Annotated in this window: 17 protein-coding genes; 10 read left to right on the forward strand and 7 right to left on the reverse strand. The window is 74.3% G+C overall.

The genetic code is table 11. The features are described 5' to 3' along the window. Positions 1-11: 11 nt before the first annotated feature. Both QRN89_RS22520 and QRN89_RS22525 read right to left on the reverse strand, forming a co-directional pair. Positions 12-632: a GNAT family N-acetyltransferase gene (locus QRN89_RS22520; protein WP_290351192.1), complete on the reverse strand. Its 621-nt coding sequence runs from the start codon at positions 630-632 to the stop codon at positions 12-14. Further along, a complete protein-coding gene (locus tag QRN89_RS22525) occupies positions 622-2,712 on the reverse strand; it encodes a penicillin acylase family protein (protein WP_290351193.1) in 2,091 nt (696 codons plus the stop codon). Before QRN89_RS22525 ends, QRN89_RS22520 begins: the two co-directional genes overlap by 11 nt. Positions 2,713-2,790: 78 nt before the next feature. Between QRN89_RS22525 and QRN89_RS22530 the strand changes: the two genes are divergently transcribed. Further along, the gene (locus QRN89_RS22530) at positions 2,791-3,534 is read left to right on the forward strand and encodes a siderophore-interacting protein (protein WP_290351194.1); all 744 of its coding nucleotides are present in this window, start codon (positions 2,791-2,793) and stop codon (positions 3,532-3,534) included. A 392-nt stretch (positions 3,535-3,926) separates the two neighbouring features. Continuing rightward, complete coding sequence (locus QRN89_RS22535; RefSeq protein WP_290351195.1) at positions 3,927-5,039, forward strand: hypothetical protein; 1,113 nt, start codon at positions 3,927-3,929, stop codon at positions 5,037-5,039. Between the two features lie 296 nt (positions 5,040-5,335). Here the strand turns inward: QRN89_RS22535 and QRN89_RS22540 are convergent, their stop codons facing one another. Next, positions 5,336-7,465: a S9 family peptidase gene (locus QRN89_RS22540; RefSeq protein WP_290351196.1), complete on the reverse strand. Its 2,130-nt coding sequence runs from the start codon at positions 7,463-7,465 to the stop codon at positions 5,336-5,338. A gap of 200 nt (positions 7,466-7,665) precedes the next feature. On the opposite strand from QRN89_RS22540, the gene QRN89_RS22545 reads away from it, so the two are divergent. The 5 genes from QRN89_RS22545 to QRN89_RS22565 all read left to right on the forward strand — a co-directional run bounded on the left by QRN89_RS22545 (position 7,666) and on the right by QRN89_RS22565 (position 11,834). After that, positions 7,666-7,860: a hypothetical protein gene (locus QRN89_RS22545; protein ID WP_017947212.1), complete on the forward strand. Its 195-nt coding sequence runs from the start codon at positions 7,666-7,668 to the stop codon at positions 7,858-7,860. 25 nt (positions 7,861-7,885) lie between these two features. Beyond that, entirely contained in the window at positions 7,886-8,836 is a 951-nt protein-coding gene (gene mshB / locus QRN89_RS22550; protein WP_290351197.1) for an N-acetyl-1-D-myo-inositol-2-amino-2-deoxy-alpha-D-glucopyranoside deacetylase, read from the forward strand. Next, on the forward strand, positions 8,833-9,234 hold the full coding sequence (locus tag QRN89_RS22555; RefSeq protein ID WP_290351198.1) for a DUF6113 family protein: 402 nt from the start codon (positions 8,833-8,835) through the stop codon (positions 9,232-9,234). Before mshB ends, QRN89_RS22555 begins: the two co-directional genes overlap by 4 nt. Before the next feature lie 176 nt (positions 9,235-9,410). Then, entirely contained in the window at positions 9,411-11,543 is a 2,133-nt protein-coding gene (locus QRN89_RS22560) for a hypothetical protein (protein WP_290351199.1), read from the forward strand. 138 nt (positions 11,544-11,681) lie between these two features. Further along, positions 11,682-11,834, forward strand: a complete 153-nt coding sequence (locus QRN89_RS22565) for a hypothetical protein (RefSeq protein ID WP_290351200.1) — start codon at positions 11,682-11,684, stop codon at positions 11,832-11,834. A 432-nt stretch (positions 11,835-12,266) separates the two neighbouring features. Here the strand turns inward: QRN89_RS22565 and QRN89_RS22570 are convergent, their stop codons facing one another. Next, positions 12,267-13,106: a transglutaminase family protein gene (locus QRN89_RS22570; protein WP_290351201.1), complete on the reverse strand. Its 840-nt coding sequence runs from the start codon at positions 13,104-13,106 to the stop codon at positions 12,267-12,269. Between the two features lie 17 nt (positions 13,107-13,123). After that, on the reverse strand, positions 13,124-14,131 hold the full coding sequence (locus tag QRN89_RS22575) for a GNAT family N-acetyltransferase (protein ID WP_290351202.1): 1,008 nt from the start codon (positions 14,129-14,131) through the stop codon (positions 13,124-13,126). Between the two features lie 139 nt (positions 14,132-14,270). On the opposite strand from QRN89_RS22575, the gene fdxA reads away from it, so the two are divergent. Together fdxA and QRN89_RS22585 are read left to right on the forward strand one after the other, a co-directional pair. Beyond that, positions 14,271-14,591 (forward strand): ferredoxin, encoded by a 321-nt coding sequence (fdxA, locus tag QRN89_RS22580; protein ID WP_010474859.1) that lies wholly within the window; start codon positions 14,271-14,273, stop codon positions 14,589-14,591. Between the two features lie 160 nt (positions 14,592-14,751). Beyond that, positions 14,752-15,849, forward strand: coding sequence for a bifunctional succinyldiaminopimelate transaminase/glutamate-prephenate aminotransferase (locus tag QRN89_RS22585; protein WP_290351203.1), 1,098 nt, complete (start codon positions 14,752-14,754; stop codon positions 15,847-15,849). A gap of 438 nt (positions 15,850-16,287) precedes the next feature. On the opposite strand, the gene QRN89_RS22590 is transcribed toward QRN89_RS22585, so the two are convergent. Together QRN89_RS22590 and QRN89_RS22595 are read right to left on the reverse strand one after the other, a co-directional pair. Next, a complete protein-coding gene (locus QRN89_RS22590) occupies positions 16,288-16,773 on the reverse strand; it encodes an ATP-binding protein (RefSeq protein WP_290351204.1) in 486 nt (161 codons plus the stop codon). Between the two features lie 715 nt (positions 16,774-17,488). Next, positions 17,489-18,433, reverse strand: a complete 945-nt coding sequence (locus QRN89_RS22595; protein WP_290351205.1) for a VldE C-terminal domain-containing protein — start codon at positions 18,431-18,433, stop codon at positions 17,489-17,491. Between the two features lie 222 nt (positions 18,434-18,655). On the opposite strand from QRN89_RS22595, the gene dapE reads away from it, so the two are divergent. Then, entirely contained in the window at positions 18,656-19,735 is a 1,080-nt protein-coding gene (dapE, locus tag QRN89_RS22600; RefSeq protein WP_290351206.1) for a succinyl-diaminopimelate desuccinylase, read from the forward strand. Positions 19,736-19,886: the final 151 nt, after the last annotated feature.

A 19,886-nucleotide genomic window follows, 5' to 3' on the forward strand; every position in this document is an offset into this window, starting at 1 on the left:
CACGACGGGACCTACCTCAGGGTCTCGGCCGTCTCACGGCTCAGGATGGCCAGCCGCGCCCTCTTCTCCGGGAGGAACACCTCGGGCAGGTCGATCTCCGGCAGCACGATCTCCGGGCCCAGCTCGAATCCGGTGCGCCGCAGCCGGTCGATCGCCTTGGCGTTGCGGACGTCCGGCTCGGCGACGATCCGCCGCACTCCGTCGTCGGCCAGGACATGGCCGACGAGCACCCTCAGCATGGCGGCGGTGAAGCCGGCGCGCGGGCTCCCCTTGGCGGGACCCATCATCAGGTGGACGCCGATGTCGCCGGGTTCGACCTCGTAGCACTCGCTGACCCGGTCGGCTTCCGGCTCGTAGGTCTGGAAGAGCATCACGGGCTCGTCGCCGAGGACGATCAGGAAGGCGTGGTGCGTGGTGAGCGAGTCCAGGTGCTCGTAGATCCCCCGCACCTCCTCGCGGCTCGTCTCGCCCATGCCCCAGAAGCGGGCCCGGTCCTCGCTGACCCAGGAGTGGACGACGTCCGCGTCCCGTGCGGGGTCGAGGCGCCGCACGTGCACGGTGCCCAGTCCCTCGACGGTCTCCCGGTACAGCGCCTCGGCTCCGGCCGGTCCGGCGGAGGCCTCAGTGGTCATGTCTCTCCTCGGTGCGGTGCTCGGGGGTGAGCTGGTCGAAGTCGGTGACGACGGGGACGAATCCACCGCGCAGCCACAGCGGCAGCTGGTCGCGGTGGTGGGCGTCGCCGGGGATGCCCCGGGCGCCCAGCGGGACCACCCAGAGGCTGTCCTCGCGCCGGGCGAGGTCCCACACGTAGCGGGCGGAGGGACCGCGCGCGCTCAGGTCGGTGACGCCGGGGACGCTGGAGGTGGCCAGCACGCAGTCGTGGTCCCCTGGCAGTCCGGGCCACTCCTCGTCGGGAGCGGGCAGAGCCTGCCAGGGCGCGAGCCGGTGCCGCTCGCCCCACGTGGTCTCCGTCCCGCCGGCCGCGGCGACCTCGTCGACGGCGTCGCGGACGAGTGCCGCGCGGTCGATCCCGGGCAGCCGGTCGGTCGTGAGCAGGGTCTCCAGCGCGTACCCGATCTTCGCCGGCAGGTACAGCCAGGGCAGGAACACCGCGGGGTGACCGAACGGGCCGCTCAGCGGCTCCAGTTCGGGGTGGTCTGCGAGCCGCCGCACCACGGCCGAGCGGACGGCGGCGAACAGCGCGGCGTCGGTGCTGCCGGCCTCCATCCTGCGGTCCCAGTCGAGCAGCCGGGCCCGCAGCGCCGAAGCGCCGGGCGACAGCCGGTCCTCGTCCAGCGCGGCCACCAGCTCCAGCAGGGGTGCGGCCGACGCGAGCCAGGTGTCGGTGTGGACGGCCGCCATCCCGGGGGCCGTCCAGTTCCTCGACTCCCGCAGCAGCGCGGCGATCCGGTCGGCCCGGTGCGGGGGCGCGAACTCGACTCCCAGGGGTGTGGCGATTCCGCGGGCGTTCGCCATCACGGCGACGTCCTCGACCTCGGCGCGGGGCGTCTCGTGCCAGCCCTGCCAGTCGTGGCCGTCCTCCCACGCGGGCACGACCCGCAGCCGGTTGTCCTCGTGCCGTACCGGTACGCGCCCGGCGACCCGGTGCAGCAGTCCGCCCTCGGTGTCCGCGGCGTGCACGACGTTGACCGGCTCGGCCCAGTCGTCCAGGGCCCGGTCGACGTCGCCGACGGTCCGGGCCCGCAGGAGTGCCGGGATCGCCTCGAATCCGAGGGCCGCCGTGACCCGGGGCGGGTAGCGCAGGCTGATGCCCTCCGACACCGCGCCGTCCCCGTCCGCCGCCGGGGCGTCCCCGGCGACGAGCGGTCCGCGCCCGGTCTCGATCACGTCGACGACCACGGGCTCGCCGCCCGCCACCTCGATCGTCTCCCGGTGGTGGGCGGCCGGGCCCCAGCCGTCGGGACCCTCCGCCTCGATCCCGTCACCGGTGCGCCGGAGGCGCTCGCGGTACAGGTCCTGGTAGTCGGACATGGCGTTGGTGATGGCCCAGGCCACGGAACCGGTGTGGCCGAAGTGGGCGATGCCGGGGACGCCGGGCACGGCGAGGCCGACGACGTCGACGTCCGGGCACACCAGGTGGATCTGCTGGTAGACGCCCGGGTCCTCGATGAAACGGTGCGGGTCGCCGGCGATCAGCGGCGCTCCGGTCTCCGTGCGGCCGCCGGTGACGAGCCAGCCGTTGCTGCCCGAGGTGCCGGGACCGTCCGTGGCGAACAGCGTGATCAGGTCGTCGCCGAGCCGGCGTGCCACCTCCTCCCGCCACAGCTTGGTCGGGAAGCCGGCGAACAGGATGTGGGTGGCGATCCAGATGCCGAGGGGTACCCAGGGCTCCCAGCGGCCGGGTTCCAGGTTGGTGGCGGCGAACTCGGGTGCGTTCCCGGCCCCTTCGGCGAGGCCGTCGTTGACCCCCTCCACATAGGCGCCCACCCAGGCCGCCGTGTCCGCGTCCAGGGCCGCGTGGCAGCGCCGGGCCGTGTCCTCGAGCCGGGACTGCCGGGCGAACCGGTCCCAGACGACGGCGTCCGGGCCCAGGAAGGCGGCCGTCGTGCCCCGCACCCGGTGCCGTTCGACCTCGATCTGCCAGGCCCGGTCGGTGGCGGCGTTCCGCCCCTGGGCGCGGGCCAGTTCCAGGGCGCTCGATGCGCGCAGATGCGGGATGCCCCAGGCATCCCGGTAGACCTCGGTCGTCACACTGTCCCCACTCTCCTACTGCACAACCTTTAGGTTAGGCTGACCTAACCTTAATGGGCGCATGGGGAGGAGGCAGCGGTGGGGCATGGCTGGGAGGGCGTGGTCCTCAAGCTGTTCCGGGGCAAGGACTTCGAGTTCACGGTGACGGGGGCGGAGCAGGTCACCGACCACTACCGCCGGGTGCACCTGACCGACGGCGGCATGCTCGCCGCCACGGGAGTGCACCCCACCATGTGGGTGCGCCTCTGGTTCGACGACGCGGGCAAGCCGCACCAGCGCGCCTACACCCTCGTCGACCCCGATCCGGCCAAGGGCACGTTCAGCATGGAGTTCGCGCTGCACGACGGCCGCGCCAGCGAGTGGGCGCGCAGCGCCAAGCCGGGCGACCGGATCGACGCCACGCTTCAGGGCACCGGGTTCACCGTGCCCGACCCGCTGCCCCCGCGGCTGTTCGTGGTCGGCGACGCGGCCTCACTGCCCGCCGTCAACTCCCTCCTCGACGCCATGCCCGAGGTGCCCGCCACCATATGGTTCGAGACCCAGCACGCGTCGGACGCCGATCTGCCCCTCCGGGCCGGCGCCTCCCACCACGACGTGCTGCGGGTGCAGCGGCAGGACGGCGGGGCGGGGCTCGTGGCGGAGGTGCGGGCCGCGCTGCCCGGACTGCTCGGCGAGGACCGGTCGGACGCCTTCGTCTGGATCGCCTGCGACACGGCGACGACCCGGACCCTCACCGCATACGCACGCAAGGAACTCGGTCTGCCCAAGGACCGCGTGAGCGCGCTCGGGTACTGGCGGCCGGAGAGCGCCAAAACGCGATAAGTGGCCGTCAATTTCGTTAACGCCCAGGCAACTTGGCCGAAGTCGCACCGATATACGGACGCGCCATCCTGAACTGCGTACGGCCGTGCGGGTGCCGTGGACCGGCCGGGGCGCACATGCCGCCCCGGCCGGTCGTGCGTGCCGCCCCGGGTCGTCGTGGGTCCGGGACTGCGGATGATCCGTCGCCGCCCGGATCGGCCGGGCGTCCCGGGTCACGGGCCGGTCGTGGTCCGGGCGAGGGGAACCCGGTGCGTCCGAAACGGGACGGCCGGTGCGTGCTGCCGCGGATCCGCCGGTGGGTCCGGGACCCCGGCCCCGGACGGCCGGGTGCGCCGTTCCGGTCCGTGGGCGGGCCCTTGTCCCCCCGACGGGAGCCGTGGAACATCGCACCCGTGACGCTGACGCGGGGAGCCGGGGCGACGGGCGCGGTGCTGTGCGCCGTACTGGCGGCACTCGCCGCCTCCTGGATCGTCCGGGACCTCCGTACGGCCGACGGCCTCTCCGCCCTCTGGTGGTTCTGGGCCGGGGACGGCCGGACGCTGCTCTCCGCCCGGCAGCTCACCACCACCCTCCACGACCCGCTGCTGCTCCTCGGCTGTGCGGTGGCGGGCCTTGCCGCCCTGCGCTCCCGGGCCGCCGCCGGGGCGCTGGTCGCCGCCGCCGTCGTCACGTTCGCCGTGCGGCTGCCGGGACTGTGGCTGCTCAGCGCGCACTGGATGGACCTCAGGGCCACCGGCGAACTCCGCGGCCGGGCGCTCGTGTCCGTCTTCGCGTCCCTCGCCGTCGCGGTGGGGCTGATCATCACGGTGGTGGCCGGGCGGCGGCCCGCGGACGCCCCGTTGCGCGCGACCGCGTACGGCGCGTCGTCGCAGGGGCAGGCCGCGTACGGTGCGTCGTCGCAGGAGCCCCCGCACGGCGCCGGTCCCTGGGCGCCCGGGGCGCCGCACCCGTCACGGGGAGCCCCGCTCACCGTCTTCGTCCTGCTCGCCGCCGCCGCTGCGGTCCGGGCGGCCTGGGAGCTGTACTGGACGGCGCAACTCCCCGCGAGCTCCTACGCGGGTCGCTTCACCGGCCGGGCCAACCTGCTGCTGCCGCTGCTCGGCACCCCACCGGGCTGGCTCAACACGGCCGTCGTGGCGATCTCGCTCACCGCCGCGGGCGGTGCGCTTCTCCGGGCGTCCTTCGCCCGGCCGCTCGGCCTGGCAGCGGCAGGGCTGCTGACGGCGAGCGGTGTCTCGGGCATCGCCCTGGCGGCGCGCCTGGACCTGCTCGGTCACTTCGGCACGCTGCCCACCGTGGACCGGCTCACCGTCGGGAGCTGGGTGGGCGAACTCGCCGCGGGCGTGGTCACGTTCGCCGTACTGGCGCGCGGGTCCGCCCTCGCGGTGCCGACGGCCGCGGAGAGCGTCCGCCCCGGGCATCAGGACCGGGGGCGCGACCCCGGGCGGCCCGCCGGCGCCGACCCCGGGCCACCGCCGCCCTCGTCCCCGCCGCCGGGCTGGTGAACCGGGCGTCGCCCGTCCGACGTTCCGGAGCGACGCGGGCGCGTCGACGCGTTGACGCGGCGGCCGGGCGGGGCCCGTGGGCGGGTCGACGTACGCGCGGAGGGCCGGCGCGGCCCGGGACGGGACCGTACGCCGTCCACCCCGGCCGGACCGGAACGGCGAAGAAGCTGCGCTCGTTGTGGGACGGCCGCGTACCGCGGGAGCCGTCACCACGACTCGGCCACGCCGTAGCGTGACGGGCCGCGCCGTGGCGGGGAGTGGAGCGACCCCGCTTCCGGGGCAGAGGGCCCGCCCCGTCAGACGACCCCCAGGCTGCGCTTCAGGAACTCCACCTGGAGCAGCAGCAGGTTCTCCGCGACCTGCTCCTGGGGCGTCATGTGTGTGACACCGGTCAACGGAAGGAGTTCATGGGGGCGCCCCGCCGCGAGCAGTGCCGAGGACAGCCGCAGGCTGTGTGCCACCACCACATTGTCGTCCACCATGCCATGGATGATCATCAACGGCCGTGCCGGATCTGCCGGATCGGTCAGACCGTCCTCGGACACCAGGGAGTTCGCCGTGTACCGCTCGGGCTGCTCCTCCGGGAGGCCGAGATAGCGCTCCGTGTAGTGGGTGTCGTACAGCCGCCAGTCGGTGACCGGCGCACCCGCGACCGCCGCGTGGAAGACGTCCGGCCGGCGCAGCACCGCGAGCGCCGCGAGATAGCCGCCGTAGGACCAGCCCCGGACGGCCACGCGGCCGAGGTCCAGCGGGAACCGGCCGGCGAGTGCGTGCAGCGCCTCGATCTGGTCCTCCAGGGTGACCAGCAGGTCGCCCTTGATGGCCTTCTCCCAGCCGGGGGAGCGGCCGGGGGAGCCGCGGCCGTCCGCGACGACCACGGCGAAGCCCTGGTCCGCGAACCACTGGGAGGTGAGGTGCGGATGGTGCGCGGCGACCACCCGCTGTCCGTGCGGCCCGGCGTAGGGATCCAGTAGAACCGGGAGCGGACCGTCCGACTCTCGGTGGTCATGCGGAAGCAGCACGGCGCACGGAATTCTCCGTGCGCCCCCCTCAAGGAACTGTGCGCGGGAGGAAATGACCGGTTTCTCCGCGTATGAGGTGATCGTGGTGAGCGGTTTGCCCTCCCTCAGCACCTGGACCACCGTGCCGGTCGCCACTCCCGGCCGCGCCGAGGCGAGCACCGTGACCGCCCCCGAGCGCACCGCCCCGTGCACCCCCGCGCCCTCCGAGACCCGCTCGACCCCCCGCTCGTCGACCCGGAGGACATGGATCTCGCCGGTCTCCGGCTCCGCCGCACGCTCCCCGGCGGACGCGGAGACCAGCACGTCGGACGCGCCCACGTCCAGCACCGCCCGTACGTGCAACTGCGGCCCCGTCAGCGGCCGGTCGCCCACCACCAGCACCCGGGCCCCGCCCTCGTCCGCGATCCGCACCAGCCGCCCGTCCGGCGCCCACGCGGGCACCCCGCCCGCCAACTCGACCCACGCCGGGTCCTCGTCGGCGTGCACCGTGCGCGTGGCACCGCTCTCCGGGTCCACGGCGAGACACAGCGCCGAGCGCTGGTCGCGGGTCTGCACGAGCATCAGCGGCGGGCCGGACGGCGACCAGTGCACCCTCGCCAGGTACGGGTACCGCTCCCGGTCCCACACCACCTCGGTGCGCGAGCCGTCGAGGTCCATGAGCAGCAGCCCCACCACGGCGTTCGGCGTCCCCGCCGAGGGGTACGCCGTCCCCGCCGGCTCGCGGTCCGGATGTGCCGGGTCCGCGATCCACCAGCGCCGCACGGGGGAGTCGTCCACCCGCGCCACCAGCAATCGGTCCGAGTCCGGCGACCACCAGAAGCCGCGGGAACGGCCCATCTCTTCGGCCGCGATGAACTCCGCCACCCCGTAGGACGTGTGCTCGTCGTCCGGTTCGGCGAGCGCCCGGTCCCCGTCCCCCTCCGCCCCCACGACGCGCAGCGCGCCGCCCGCCGCGTAGGCAACCAAGCGCCCGTCCGGCGACGGCCGGGGGTCGATCACCGGCCCGGCGACGGGCAGTTCACGTGCCGTGCCGGCCCGCAGCTCCGCCGTGAACAGGCGGCCGGACAGGGTGAAAGCCGCCAACTCCGCCTCGCGGTCCACCGCGTAGGCGACGATGCCTCCGGAGCCCTCGCGGCTGCGCTCCCGCCGGGAGCGCTCCTCCGCCGACAACTCCTCGTCCGCGCCGCCCAGCAGCACCCCGGGATCGGCCGCCACCCGCTCGCGCACCTCCCCCTCGAGGTCCAGCACCCAGAGCAGGTGGGAGCGGTCCGTCCCCGAAGGGGACCTCAGGAACACCACCCGGGAACCGTCCGGTGCCACCGTGAACGCCCGGGGTGCACCGAGGGTGAAGCGCTGCGTCCTGGCGTACTGACGAGGGAAGGAGAGCTGCCGCTTCGAGGTCATGCGACCGAACCTAGCCGAGCCGGTCCGCCGTTTCCCGTCGCGTGCTCACGGCGGCGGTGGCCGTGCGCCCCCGTGTGCTGCCGTGCACCGATCGATGCGGCCGAACGGATAGTTATGATCCGTAGCGCTAGGTGGGTAGGAACCTTCCGGCACATGCATGCTGCCCGTTCCCGACCGAATATCTGTGGAGGTGAACCGCCGTGGCACTCTCGATTTCGGCGGTGGTGCTGCTGGCGATCGTCGTCTTCCTGCTGGTCCGGAAATCCGGACTGAAGGCCGGACACGCGGCGGTTTGCATGCTCCTCGGGTTCTACCTCGCCAGCTCCTCGATCGCGCCCACCATCAACGAACTGACCACCAACGTGGCGGGCATGATCGGCGGGCTCAAGTTCTAGGCGGCGGCCTCGTAGGCTGGGAGCCATGACGGATCTCCCAGCCCGTCGTCTGCTCCTGGTGCACGCGCACCCCGACGACGAGTCGATCAACAATGGCGCCACCATGGCCCGGTACGCCGCGGAAGGTGCCCTGGTCACCCTGGTCACCTGCACCCTCGGTGAGGAGGGCGAGGTGATCCCGCCCGGGCTCGCGCATCTCGCCGCGGACGCGGACGGCACCCTCGGCGCGCACCGGTCCGGCGAACTGGCCGCCGCGATGAAGGAGCTGGGCGTCCACGACCACCGCTTCCTCGGCGGTGCCGGACGCTTCCGCGACTCCGGGATGATGGGGGTCCCGCAGAACCGCCGCCCCGGCGCGTTCTGGGGCACACCGGTGGACGAGGCCGCGCCGTATCTCGTCGAGGTGATCCGCGGCGTACGGCCGCAGGTGCTGGTCACGTACGACCCGCAGGGCGGCTACGGGCACCCCGACCACATCCAGGCGCACCGCGTCGCGATGCGTGCGGCGGAGCTGGCCGCCGACCCGGCCTTCCGCGGCGACCTCGGAGCGCCGCACCGCATCGCCAAGATCTACTGGAACCGGGTGCCGCGCTCGGCGGCCGAGGAGGGCTTCGCCCGGCTGCGCGCCGCGGACGTGGAGTTCCCGGGCGTCGCCGACATCGACGACATCCCGGGCGTGGTCGACGACGCGGGCGTGACCACCGAGATCGACGGCACCGGCTACGCCGCGCAGAAGGCCGCCGCGATGCGTGCCCATGCCACGCAGATCGCCGTCGACGGGCCCTTCTTCGCGCTCTCCAACGACCTCGGCCAGCCCCTGTTCACCACGGAGTACTACCAGTTGGTGCAGGGAACCCCGGGCGCACCCGACGGGGAGCGCGAACGCGACCTCTTCGCCGGCACCGGGGCGGACACGGACACCGGCGCCGCAACGGGCGGCCCGGCCCTCACGACGACACGGGAGACAGAGCGATGAGCGGGACCGGAGCCTGGCCGGCCAGGCCCCCCAAGGCGGCGCGCGTCGCCGCGTACATCGGCCTCGCCGTCCTCGGCGTCGCCGTCGGCGCCGCCGGTTCGCTGGTCCAAGCCGCGTGGTTCCCGCTCGGGTTGCTCCTCGCGCTCCTCGGCGCGGCGGCGCTCTTCTACGGCGGACTGCGCGCCACCGGCACCCAGCTCGGTGTCGTCGCGCCCGCCGCGGGCTGGGTCGCCGCCGTGCTGTTGCTCAGCGCGGGACGGCCGGAAGGCGACGGTGTCTTCGCGGGCGGCCTCGGCGAGATCGTCTTCCTGCTCGGGGGGACCGTGCTGGCTGTGATGTGTGCCACCATGACGCGGTTGCCGCAACCGGGCGGGCCTTCCGGCCGACTTGGCACGTGACGTGTCCCATCTGAGGCCGAATTGCCCACGCTCGCTGGGACGGCCGGGGAACGCCGCTTCCCGCAGTCGCCGGATACGGATCGGCGGCGGCCAGTATGGTGGTGCGCGCCGCCGAGCCGCCCGCAGCAACGAGAACCAGTAAGAACGGGCGGCGGAGCCAACCGGGAGAACCTGCTTTGAGCCGTGAAACTGACAGTTCGTCCTCCGGGCCCCAGGGGCGCGGCGGAGCCGCGTACCCCTCGGGGACACCGCCGTACGGATCCCGCCAGTATCCGTCGCTGCACCCGACGCAGGACGCTCCGGAGGAGAGAGCCGAACCCGCGTCCGCGCGCCGGCCGGACGAGCCCAGGACCGAGACGACGCTGACCACCCGCATCCGGATCAACATCCCGGGGTCGCGTCCGATCCCGCCCGTGGTCATGCGCACGCCCATGAGCGACCTGGACAAGCTGGACAAGAAGGGCGCCCCGGCACCCCGCGAGGGGGCTGCCGAGCGCACGGGCAGCACACCTCGTCCGTCCGCGCCCGCCCAGTCCGCCCCGGCGGCCGCCGAGGCCGGACGGGACGCGGGCAGGCCCGAGGCGCCCGAGAGGCCGGCCGAGGAGAAGACCAGCGACTGGTTCGCCCCGCGCAAGGCACCGAGTCCCACGCCCCCGCCGGGCTCCGTCCCGGCCCAGGCGACGGGCCCGGGCCCGGGCCCGGGCCCGGTGCCGGGACCGCGTCCCGAGGACACCGGCGCCCACCGGATCCCCGGCGCCCCCGCGCCCAGGAACGGACAGGCGCCCGCCGCCCCCCGGTTCCCCGAGACCCAGGGCGGCGCCGGGAACCGGCCCCGCAGCGGTCTGGACGCCCTGTCCTCGGGCGTGGACGGCCCCGCCGGTACCGCACCGGGGCAGCGGCCCCCGGGTGCCGGTCCGGCCGGCCCCACGACCGGTCCCGCCACCGGCACCTCGCCGTTCGCTCCCGGAGCCCCGACGGGCGGAGCCCCCGGTGGCGTCCCGGGCACGGGTGTACCCGGGGCCGGCCCCGCAGGGCCCCCGCGGATGAGCGACGACACCGCCGTGCTCACCCCGCAGAAGCCCGCGCCGGGACACGGCGCCGGCGGACCGGGCGCGGGCGGTGCCCCGGGCGCCAACGTCTCGGGCGACACGCTCACCAGCGGCATCCCCGTGGTCCCACCGGAGCACCGCTCCCCGTTCCAGCCCGGTGGCCCCGACGGCGCCGCGTCCCCGTGGCCCTCCGGGCCGGGCGGCGGGCCTCCCGACTTCCCGGGCCCCGCGACCGCACCGGGGGCGAAGCCGGGCGCCTCGCCCGCGCGGTCGTCCTCGACGCCCGCCCCGGCGTCGTCCGGCCCGGCGAAGAAGGGCCGGTCCAAGGCGGTGCTCGCCGGCGCGGGCGTGTTCGGCCTGCTCGTCGTCGCCTACGGTGCCGGGCTGCTGCTCAACCACTCCGAGGTGCCCAAGGGCACCACGGTCCTCGGCGTCGACATCGGTGGCGGGACGAAGGAGGACGCCCAGGCCAGGCTGGAGGCGGCGCTCGGCAAGCGCGCCACCTCCCCGCTGCAGCTCAGCGTCGGCGGCCAGAAGGTCCAGCTCGCCCCGGACAAGGCCGGCCTCACCCTGGACAGCCAGGCCACGGTCCGCGAGGCCGCGGGCAGCGACTACAACCCCGTCTCGGTCATCGGTTCGCTCTTCGGTGGCGAGCGGGTGGCGCAGCCGGTCATCCCGGTCGACGAGGAGAAGCTCGGCGTCGCCCTGACCGACCTGGCGGGCACGTCCGGCTCGGCGTCGGAGGGCACGATCAGGTTCGAGCCGAACAAGGCCGTGCCGGTGCCGGGCAAGGCGGGCAAGACGCTGGACGTCCAGCAGTCGATGATCTCGGTGCGGGACGCGTACCGCGCCCAGGTCGAGACGGGACGCGTGAACAACGTCGAACTGCCCGTCGCCACGCGTGAGCCGACGATCACCCAGACCGAGCTGAACCGGGCGATGAAGGAGTTCGCCGAGCCGGCCATGTCCGACCTGGTCACGATCAAGGCGGGCGACAAGGAGATCCAGTTCGGTCCGGCGAGGTCCCTGCCGAAGATCCTGTCGATGAAGGCGGTCGACGGACGGCTCGTCGAGGTCTACAACAAGCAGGCCATCACGGAACTGCTCGACGGGGTCTTCGACGGCATCATGGTCACCAAGGGCGACGGGAAGAAGTACCCGCTGTCCGCGGACGACGTCGCCTCCGCGATGCAGAAGGCGCTCCTCGGCAAGACGCCCGAGGAGCGCACGCAGACGATCGAGCTCGACGGCCAGGGCTGAGCCCCGCCGTCGCGCCGTCCCGAGCCCCCGTCCCGCTCTCCGGGATCCGGGGGCTCGGGCGTGCACGCGTGCCGGCCGGCGGCGGCCCTCGTGGGGGCGTCGGACGCGCGGGCACCCGCCCCGCGCAGGCTCGCCGGCATGGCAGTCCTCCTGCTCCTGCTGGTCGTCGCGGGCGCCCTCGGCGCGGTCATGGACTCCTTCGCCCGGCTCGCGGCCCCGGATCCGCCGCCGCGGCCTCGCGGGCGGCGCCGTGCGCCGCCCTGGCCTCGTGCGAGGAGGCGTTCCGGGTGACGTCCCACGAGTCCCTTCACGAGGTCAGGGCCCAGGCGGAGCGCAAGGCCCCCTTCCCGGCCGACGACCCGTGGCTCCCCGCACGCCGCCGTGCGCCTGCCGCCGGGCCGGGTGCACCGAGGCCGGAACGTCGCCGCCGCCGGCGGACGCGCTGCGGCGCCCGGTGCGGTGGCGGTGGCGCAGGTGCTGACGGCCCGGGGCCGCCGTACGGCACGGGCACACGGCGTCCGCGGGGGCGATCGCCCCGGCCGTGCCGCGCGCGGGGCGAGGCGGTGGCCGGGAGAACCGCCCCCGCGCTCCCCGCGGCCCCACGACGCCCCGCAGCCGTGCGCCTCGGGTCACGATCGACCGGCGTGGCTGGTGCGCCTTGGCCGGTACCCGGCGTGGCCGAGTGCGCCCCGGTTGGGCACCGACGCGGCCTTGTGCCGCGCTTCAGTTGAGCATCGACCTGGCCGCGTGCGCCTTCCGACGGATCGCCGCCGCCGTCGTCGGCTCGACCGCCGAGACCACGTCCGCGTACGCGTCCATCTCCGCCGCCCCCGCGAGGAAGTCGCCGCGCTGGACGAGGAGTTGAGCGCGGTCGTAGCGGAGGCGGGCCGGGTGGGACGGAAGGAGCAGGGACAGCTCGACGGCCCAGAGCGCGACGTCCGTGTGCTCGGGCCGGGCCGCGGCCCACGCGCGGATGTTGTTGAGGATGCGGAGGACGATCTCCAGCGGGCCCGCCGGCGCCATCATCGAGGGGTCGAGCGGGGCGCCCGTCGAGCCGGCGACGAGGAGTTCCGCGTCCGGCCCCGTCAGCAGGCGGCCGCCCGCGAAGGGGTCCGCCATCACCGGCTGGGCGGGGTCGCCGAAGCCGACCACGAAGTGGCCCGGGAGGGCCAGCCCGTACACGGGCGCGCCGGCCCGGCGGGCCACCTCCATCCAGACGACGGACAGCAGGATCGGCAGACCGCGGCGACGGCGCAGCACCTGGTGCAGGAGGGACGACTCCAGCCGCTGGTAGCAGTCCGGCGTGCCGTGGAAGCCGCAGCGCCCGCCCAGCAGCGACGACAGCGCGGCCACCCAGTTGTGCGGGCCGGTGATCCCGTACGGCAGCAGTCCGGCGAGCCGGTCCAGCTCGATCTCGGCGGCGTCGAGTCCGGCCTCGTCCAGCTGAGGATCCGCCTCCGCACCCACGAGCAGGCACAGCGTCGCGAGGTCCGGCTGCTCGGAACGGGCCTCCTCGGCGAACCGGCGGCGCCAGCCCGTGGCCTCGGGGAGTGGCGGTTGCATACGCGTCTCGTACCCGTTCAGGAAGATCGGGAGTATCGGAAGTGGTGGTAGAGGTGGTGGACGGAGAGTCCCATCCCCTCGTACAGGGCCAGCGCCCCGCCGTTGTCCGCCTCGACCTGCAGCCAGGCCGCCGAGGCTCCCTCGTCCAGCGCCCGCCGGGCCAGTGCCGCCATCACGGCCGTCGCGAGTCCCTGTCGGCGGTGCACGGGGTCGACCTCCACCGCCATGAAGCCGGCCCAGCGTCCGTCGACCACACACCGGCCGATGGCCGCCGGGACTTCGGATGGGCCGGGGACGGTCGCGAACCACACCGACGGCCCGCCCCCCAGTACCTTCAGCACATGTGGCCCCGGCACACCGGACCGCTGGTAACGCCGGAGCCAGGGCTCGTCCACGGACCGGCCCAGGCGCACCCGCTCCACGTCCGCGTCCAGGTCACCGATCGGTGCGAGTCCGCCGACGCGCAGTTCGGCGGTCACCTCCCGCTCCCAGCCCCGCTCCGCCAGCGCGGCGCAGAGCCGCTCCTGGGTCCCCTCCGCGCCCGTCGCGGTCTGGACGTACGCCGGCAGCCCGCGCTCGGCGTACCAGGCCCGCACCCGCCCCAGGGCGTCGTCCAGGGGTATGCCCGGGTCGCCGAGCGGCAGCACCGAGTTCGCCCGGCGGGTGAAGCCGGACGCCGCGCGCAGCACCCACTCGCCCAGCGGTTCGCTCTCCACCGGCTGCCAGGCGCGGGCCGAGACACGCACGAGCTCGTCGAAGGACGCTGCCGGTGCGCCCCGTCGGCGGGCCGGCGCCGGGGGGACGACCTTGCCCGCGACCAGCGAGGATTCCGGGATGTGGACGCTCTCCCCGGTCCTTCGTGTGATCAGCAGCACACCCCCGGTCCATGATGTGAGAACCCCGACCGTGTCGGTGAACTCCCGCGACCCGTCCGCCGCCTCGGCGCGCCGCCGAACCGAGACGCGTTTCCCCACGTCAGAGGGGGTGATGCGGACCTCCAGTCGTCCGCCTGCGGTGAATTCCACAGCTCAGTCCTCCCCTCCTGTTCGGATCATCCCCAGGAACGGAGATACTAGGTGCGGGCATCGACGACGCCGCGCTCCCGCGCAGCCCCGCGGCGAGCCGCAGACCGGACGCCGCGCCCTACCGAGGAGGAACGACAGCGTGACCTACGTCATCGCGCAGCCTTGTGTCGACGTCAAGGACAAGGCGTGCATCGAGGAGTGCCCCGTCGACTGCATCTACGAGGGCCAGCGGTCCTTGTACATCCACCCGGACGAATGCGTCGACTGTGGTGCCTGTGAGCCGGTCTGCCCGGTCGAGGCGATCTTCTACGAGGACGACACTCCCGAGGAGTGGAAGGACTACTACAAGGCGAACGTCGAGTTCTTCGACGAGCTCGGTTCGCCCGGTGGCGCCTCCAAGCTGGGTCTGATCGAGCGCGACCACCCCTTTATCGCCGCGCTGCCGCCGCAGAACGGCTGATCGCGCGTCCCCGGTCCCGTACGGTGCGTCCGCCGTGCGGGGCCGCGGCGTTTGCGCCGCCCCGACGGCGGCGCGGGACTGCGCACAGCCCCGATCCGGTGGCACCGAACCCGCCGCCTGCCGGTCGGCGCTTCGCCGTACGAACGAGAAAGTGAGCACCGTGTCCGCCGTATCGTCCCGACTCCCCGTCTTCCCCTGGGACAAGCTGGAGCCGTACAAAGCGACCGCCGCGGCCCACCCGGACGGCATCGTCGACCTCTCCGTCGGCACGCCCGTCGACCCGGTCCCCGGCCTGGTCCAGCGGGCCCTCGTCGCGGCCGCGGACTCGCCCGGCTATCCGACGGTCTGGGGCACGCCCGCACTGCGGGACGCGCTGGTGTCGTGGTGCGAGCGGCGGCTCGGTGCGGTGTCGTTCGACCACACCCACGTGCTTCCGGTCGTGGGGTCCAAGGAACTGGTGGCCTGGCTGCCGACCCAGCTCGGCCTGGGCCCCGGTGACACGGTGGCGTACCCCCGCCTGGCCTACCCGACCTACGAGGTCGGGGCGCGGCTCTGCGGGGCCACCCCGGTGGTCTACGACGACCCGGTCGCCGATCTCGACCCCGCCGGGCTGAAGCTCCTGTGGCTGAACTCGCCGTCCAACCCGACCGGCCGTGTCCTCGCCGAGGACGAGCTGACCCGGATCGTCGCCTGGGCGCGCGAGCACGGTGTGCTCGTCTTCAGCGACGAGTGCTACCTGGAGCTCGGCTGGGAGGCGGAGCCCGTCTCCGTGCTGCATCCGGACGTCTGCGGCGGCACGTACGAGGGGATCGTCTCGGTCCACTCGCTGTCGAAGCGCTCCAACCTCGCGGGCTACCGCGCGGCCTTCGTCGCGGGCGACCCGGCCGTGCTCGGCGAGCTGCTGCAGATCCGCAAGCACGGCGGGATGATGACGCCCGCGCCGGTGCAGGCGGCCACGGTCGCGGCCCTCGGTGACGACACGCACGTCGCCGAGCAGCGGGCCCGGTACGCGGCCCGGCGCCTCGCCCTGCGCGAGGCCCTGCTCAACCACGGCTTCCGGATCGAGCACAGCGAGGCGAGCCTCTATCTGTGGGCGACACGCGACGAGCCGTGCTGGGACACGGTGGCGCACCTGGCCGAGCGGGGCATCCTGGTCGCCCCCGGCGACTTCTACGGCACGGCGGGCGAGCGCTTCGTGCGGGTCGCCTTCACGGCGACCGACGAGCGGGTCGAGGCGGCGGTCAAGCGCCTCGGCTGAGGCGGGCCGCACACGGTCGGGCGGCGTCCTCCGTGGACGCCGACGCGGACCCCACGTGGACGCGGACCCCGGACACGGACCGGGACGTGGACGCGGACCCCGGACACGGTCGGGCGGCGTCCTCCGTGGACGCCGACGCGGACCCCGGACACGGTCGGGCGGCGTCCTCCGTGGACGCCGACGCGGAGCCCACGTGGACACGGGCCCCGGACACGGACCGGGACGTGGACGCGGACCCCGGACATCGACCCGGTTCACGGCTCGTGGCGAACAGCCGGCCCCGGTGAGGGACGGGCCCTGCTCGGACGAGGTGCCTCGGAGACCTCGGGCGGAGTGCCGTGGACGAGGTGCCGGCGCGGCTGACGGCGGACGTACGGAACGGCCCTCGGGAGCGAACTCCCGAGGGCCCTTCCGTGTCTCACGCGCGCGTCGGCCGGGTCAGAGGGGCAGCCCCTGCACCGGCAGCTCGCCTGCCGGCAGCGCGGTGCCCGCGTCGGGGAGGCCGCCGCCGGCCAGGCCCTGGGCGGCGGGCAGACCCTGGGTGGCGGGCAGACCCTGCGTGGTCGCGGAGGTGGCGGTCTCGCCGAGGACGCCGGCGGTGCTGCCCGCGGCCTGGCCGGCGGTCTCCTGCGCGGCCGGGAGACCGGTCTCGGCCGCGCCGCCCAGGGTGCCGGCAGCGGCCGGCAGCGTCGTGCCGACCACCCTGCCGCCGGCCTCGTTCGCCGTGCCGGCGGCCTCGCGCGCGGCGCCGTCGACGGCGGAGCCGGCCGCGTCGCCGTCGAGCTGGGTCAGGCCGCCGTTGCCCAGGTCACGGGTGGGGAGGTCCACGGCGTTCGCGGAGCCGGCCGCACCGACCACGGGAGCTGCCCCGGCTGCGACGAGCAGCGCGGCACGGGCGATCCGACGGGTCAGGGGGAGGGACATGATGCTCCTTCGACGAGAGAACGTTGGGTGGTGACGGTGGTCCATGTCCGGCGATCGGACGCACTGACAACCCCTCGGAGGGCGGGGAAGGTTGCGGTGGTACAAGGTAAAGAGTTGGCAATGCATCGCATAATCGGCTGTGGACAAAAACGGGCGAACAATATGCGTGCGGACAGTCTGCTGAACCGTCACTTCCCTTATTGCGCAAGGGAATTGAGCGCCCGACTCGTATGGCCTCGAACAAGGCGGGGAGACTTCACGACGACGCGCGCCGCATAACTCGGGAGAGTGTCTGGTCGGACGGATGCGCGACAGGGAAATGGGTGCGCGTCAGGGCGTGGTGTACGGGAATTGCGGGGCCGCCGCAGGGCCGAGGGCGGCTGTTTCCTTTCCGCGGCGGGAACGGCCGACTCGGGAGAGCCGGTTCCACGGGGGCGGGCCGCCGCACGGGCCGGGCTCCCGGAGCCGCTCACCGGCGGTGCACCGCCGGCGCGTGGGCCGTCCCCTGGCGCCCGCGGACGGGGTGTCCGCCAGGCTCGGTGCCGTACCGCCGCCGCCTCTACCGGCGGCGCGCCGCCGTGCGTGACGGTCCCTCCGTGCCGCGGACCGCGCGGCCCGGCCGGTGCCGTACCGCCGCCTCACCGGCAGCACGGACGGGCGTGGACGGTCTCTTCACGGGCGGCCGTTCCGCGTGGGCCGGCCCGGCCCGAGCGGGTCAGCGGGCGATCCGGATCCGTACCGCCGTGCCACCCGACTCGGCGGTGCGCCAGCCCTCGTCGGCCTCCTCCGCGCTCCAGACCTTTCCGGCGAACGAGACCTCGGAGATCCGCAGCTCAGCCGCCTTCGCGACGGCCCAGTGGGCCAGCTCCCAGCCGCGGCGGTCGGCTTCGCCGGCGTTCCGGGCGGTAGCGACGACCGGGACCGTCAGTTCGGAGGACTGCGGGGAGCCCGCCCGTCCCTTGCCGCCTGCCGCGGGGAGAACCCCCGCACCGAAGGAACGCGCCAGCTCGGAACGGACCTTCGCGGGGTCGCCGGGCTTGGTCGAGGACGCGGCCGTGCAGGTCAGGGAGGCCGAGGCGCGGCCGGTGAGCGCCGCGGAGAGAAGCGAGGCGTCCGGCTCGTGCTTGGCGTAGGCCTGCGGGAAGCCGCTGCGCTGGACGCGCTGGGCCGCGACCGTCAACGGCAGCCGTGAGTAGCCCGGCACCTCGGCGAGGTGGTCGTAGAACGCCCCGGCGGAGTACACCGGGTCGAGGATCTGCCGCGGCGTGCCCCAGCCCTGCGACGGGCGCTGCTGGAAGAGTCCGAGGGAGTCCCGGTCGCCGTGCCGGATGTTCCGCAACGCGGACTCCTGGAGGGCCGTCGCCAGCGCGATGGTCACCGCCCGCTCCGGCATGCCCCTGGTCGTGCCGACCGCCGAGATCGTCGCGGCGTTGGCCGCCATCTCCGGGCTGAGTTCGTAGGAGGCGCCACCGCCCTCCCCGTCGTCGGGCCCGGGGCGGTCCGGGTCGTCCCCGTCACCGGAGCGGACCACGCAGCGCGGCGCGCCGTCGCCGCTCACGTACTGCACGACCACGTACGCGACCAGGCCCAGCAACACGGCGAACGCGGCCGCGAGGCGAAGGGAGCGGCCGCGCCGGGCGGGGGAGGCGGTCTTGGTCACGGCGCCCACCGTACTGGAGCCCCGTGAACACCCGGACGGGTGCCCGGCGCGGGACACGGGGCCCGCGCCGCGGCATCCCGGCCCCCCGCGCGGCATCCCGGCCCCTCGCCCGCGGGATGTACGGGTCCCCGGGTGCGGGACGGGCCCGGCGGCCGTACCCGCGGGTCGGTCCGGGTGCGACACGGGGCGAACGTCGCCTGAGGCGGCGCTAGGGTCGTGACCATGCCCGAAAGCGCGCTTGATCTCACCCTGGACGGCCCGGCTCTCACCGCACGGCTCGTCGACTTCCCGTCGGTCAGCGGCGACGAGAAACCCCTCGCCGACGCGATCGAGCGGGCGCTCCGTGCCCTGCCCCACCTCACCGTCGACCGGCAGGGCAACAACGTGGTCGCCCGGACGCACCTGGGCCGGGGCGAACGCGTCATCCTGGCCGGGCACATCGACACCGTGCCGATCGCGGACAACGTCCCCTCCCGGCTCGACGAGAACGGCGTCCTGTGGGGCTGCGGCACCTCGGACATGAAGTCGGGTGTCGCCGTCCAGCTCCGGATCGCCGCGACCGTGCCCGAGCCCAATCGCGACCTGACGTTCGTCTTCTACGACAATGAGGAGGTCGCGGCACATCTCAACGGCCTCGGCCATGTTGCGGCCGCACACCCCGACTGGCTGGAGGGCGATTTCGCCGTTCTGCTCGAGCCCTCCGACGCCCAGGTGGAGGGCGGCTGCCAGGGGACTCTGCGGGTGCACCTCCGTACCACGGGAGAGCGCGCACACTCCGCCCGTAGCTGGATGGGGTCCAACGCCATCCACGCCGCCGGCCCGATCCTGGCCCGGCTCGCCGCCTACGAGCCGCGCCGCCCGGTGATCGACGGGCTGAGGTACCACGAGGGGCTCAACGCGGTCGGGATCGAGGGCGGTGTGGCCACCAACGTCATCCCCGACGAGTGCACCGTGGTGATCAACTACCGCTACGCCCCGGACCGGACCATGGCGGAGGCCGAGGCCCACGTCCGCGAGGTGTTCGCGGACTGCGACGTCGCCGAGTTCGTCGTCGACGACCACACCGGCGGAGCGCTGCCCGGCCTCTCGCACCCGGCCGCCGCCGCGTTCATGGCGGCGGTGGGCGGCACGGCACAGCCCAAGTTCGGCTGGACCGACGTGTCGCGCTTCAGCGCGCTCGGCGTCCCCGCTGTCAACTACGGCCCGGGCGACGCGCTCTTCGCCCACAAGCGGGACGAGCACGTGGCCGTCGACAGGATCACGCACTGCGAGGAGCGTCTGCGGCGGTGGCTGACCGCGTGAGGGCCCGCGCGTGACGGCTCGGGTACGACGGCTCACCGCGTGAGGACCGCGCGGGGCGGTCACCGGGTGCCGTCACCGTGCGGATCGCGGCGCGGCCACCCCGTGACGATCACCGCGTGGACCGCCACCGCCTGACTTCCTCGGATCCGAC

Origin of the sequence: Streptomyces sp. HUAS CB01, assembly GCF_030406905.1 — a bacterium.
Taxonomy (GTDB): domain Bacteria; phylum Actinomycetota; class Actinomycetes; order Streptomycetales; family Streptomycetaceae; genus Streptomyces; species Streptomyces chengbuensis.

Bases quoted from the DNA above. Each gene is read 5' to 3' on its own strand.
- mshB (WP_290351197.1), top strand. From the start codon at position 7,886: ATGACGGATCTCCCAGCCCGTCGTCTGCTCCTGGTGCACGCGCACCCC.
- QRN89_RS22540 (WP_290351196.1), bottom strand. From the start codon at position 7,465: ATGACCTCGAAGCGGCAGCTCTCCTTCCCTCGTCAGTACGCCAGGACG.
- QRN89_RS22555 (WP_290351198.1), top strand. From the start codon at position 8,833: ATGAGCGGGACCGGAGCCTGGCCGGCCAGGCCCCCCAAGGCGGCGCGC.
- QRN89_RS22590 (WP_290351204.1), bottom strand. From the start codon at position 16,773: ATGTCCCTCCCCCTGACCCGTCGGATCGCCCGTGCCGCGCTGCTCGTC.
- QRN89_RS22520 (WP_290351192.1), bottom strand. From the start codon at position 632: ATGACCACTGAGGCCTCCGCCGGACCGGCCGGAGCCGAGGCGCTGTAC.
- QRN89_RS22565 (WP_290351200.1), top strand. From the start codon at position 11,682: ATGGCAGTCCTCCTGCTCCTGCTGGTCGTCGCGGGCGCCCTCGGCGCG.
- QRN89_RS22570 (WP_290351201.1), bottom strand. From the start codon at position 13,106: ATGCAACCGCCACTCCCCGAGGCCACGGGCTGGCGCCGCCGGTTCGCC.
- dapE (WP_290351206.1), top strand. From the start codon at position 18,656: ATGCCCGAAAGCGCGCTTGATCTCACCCTGGACGGCCCGGCTCTCACC.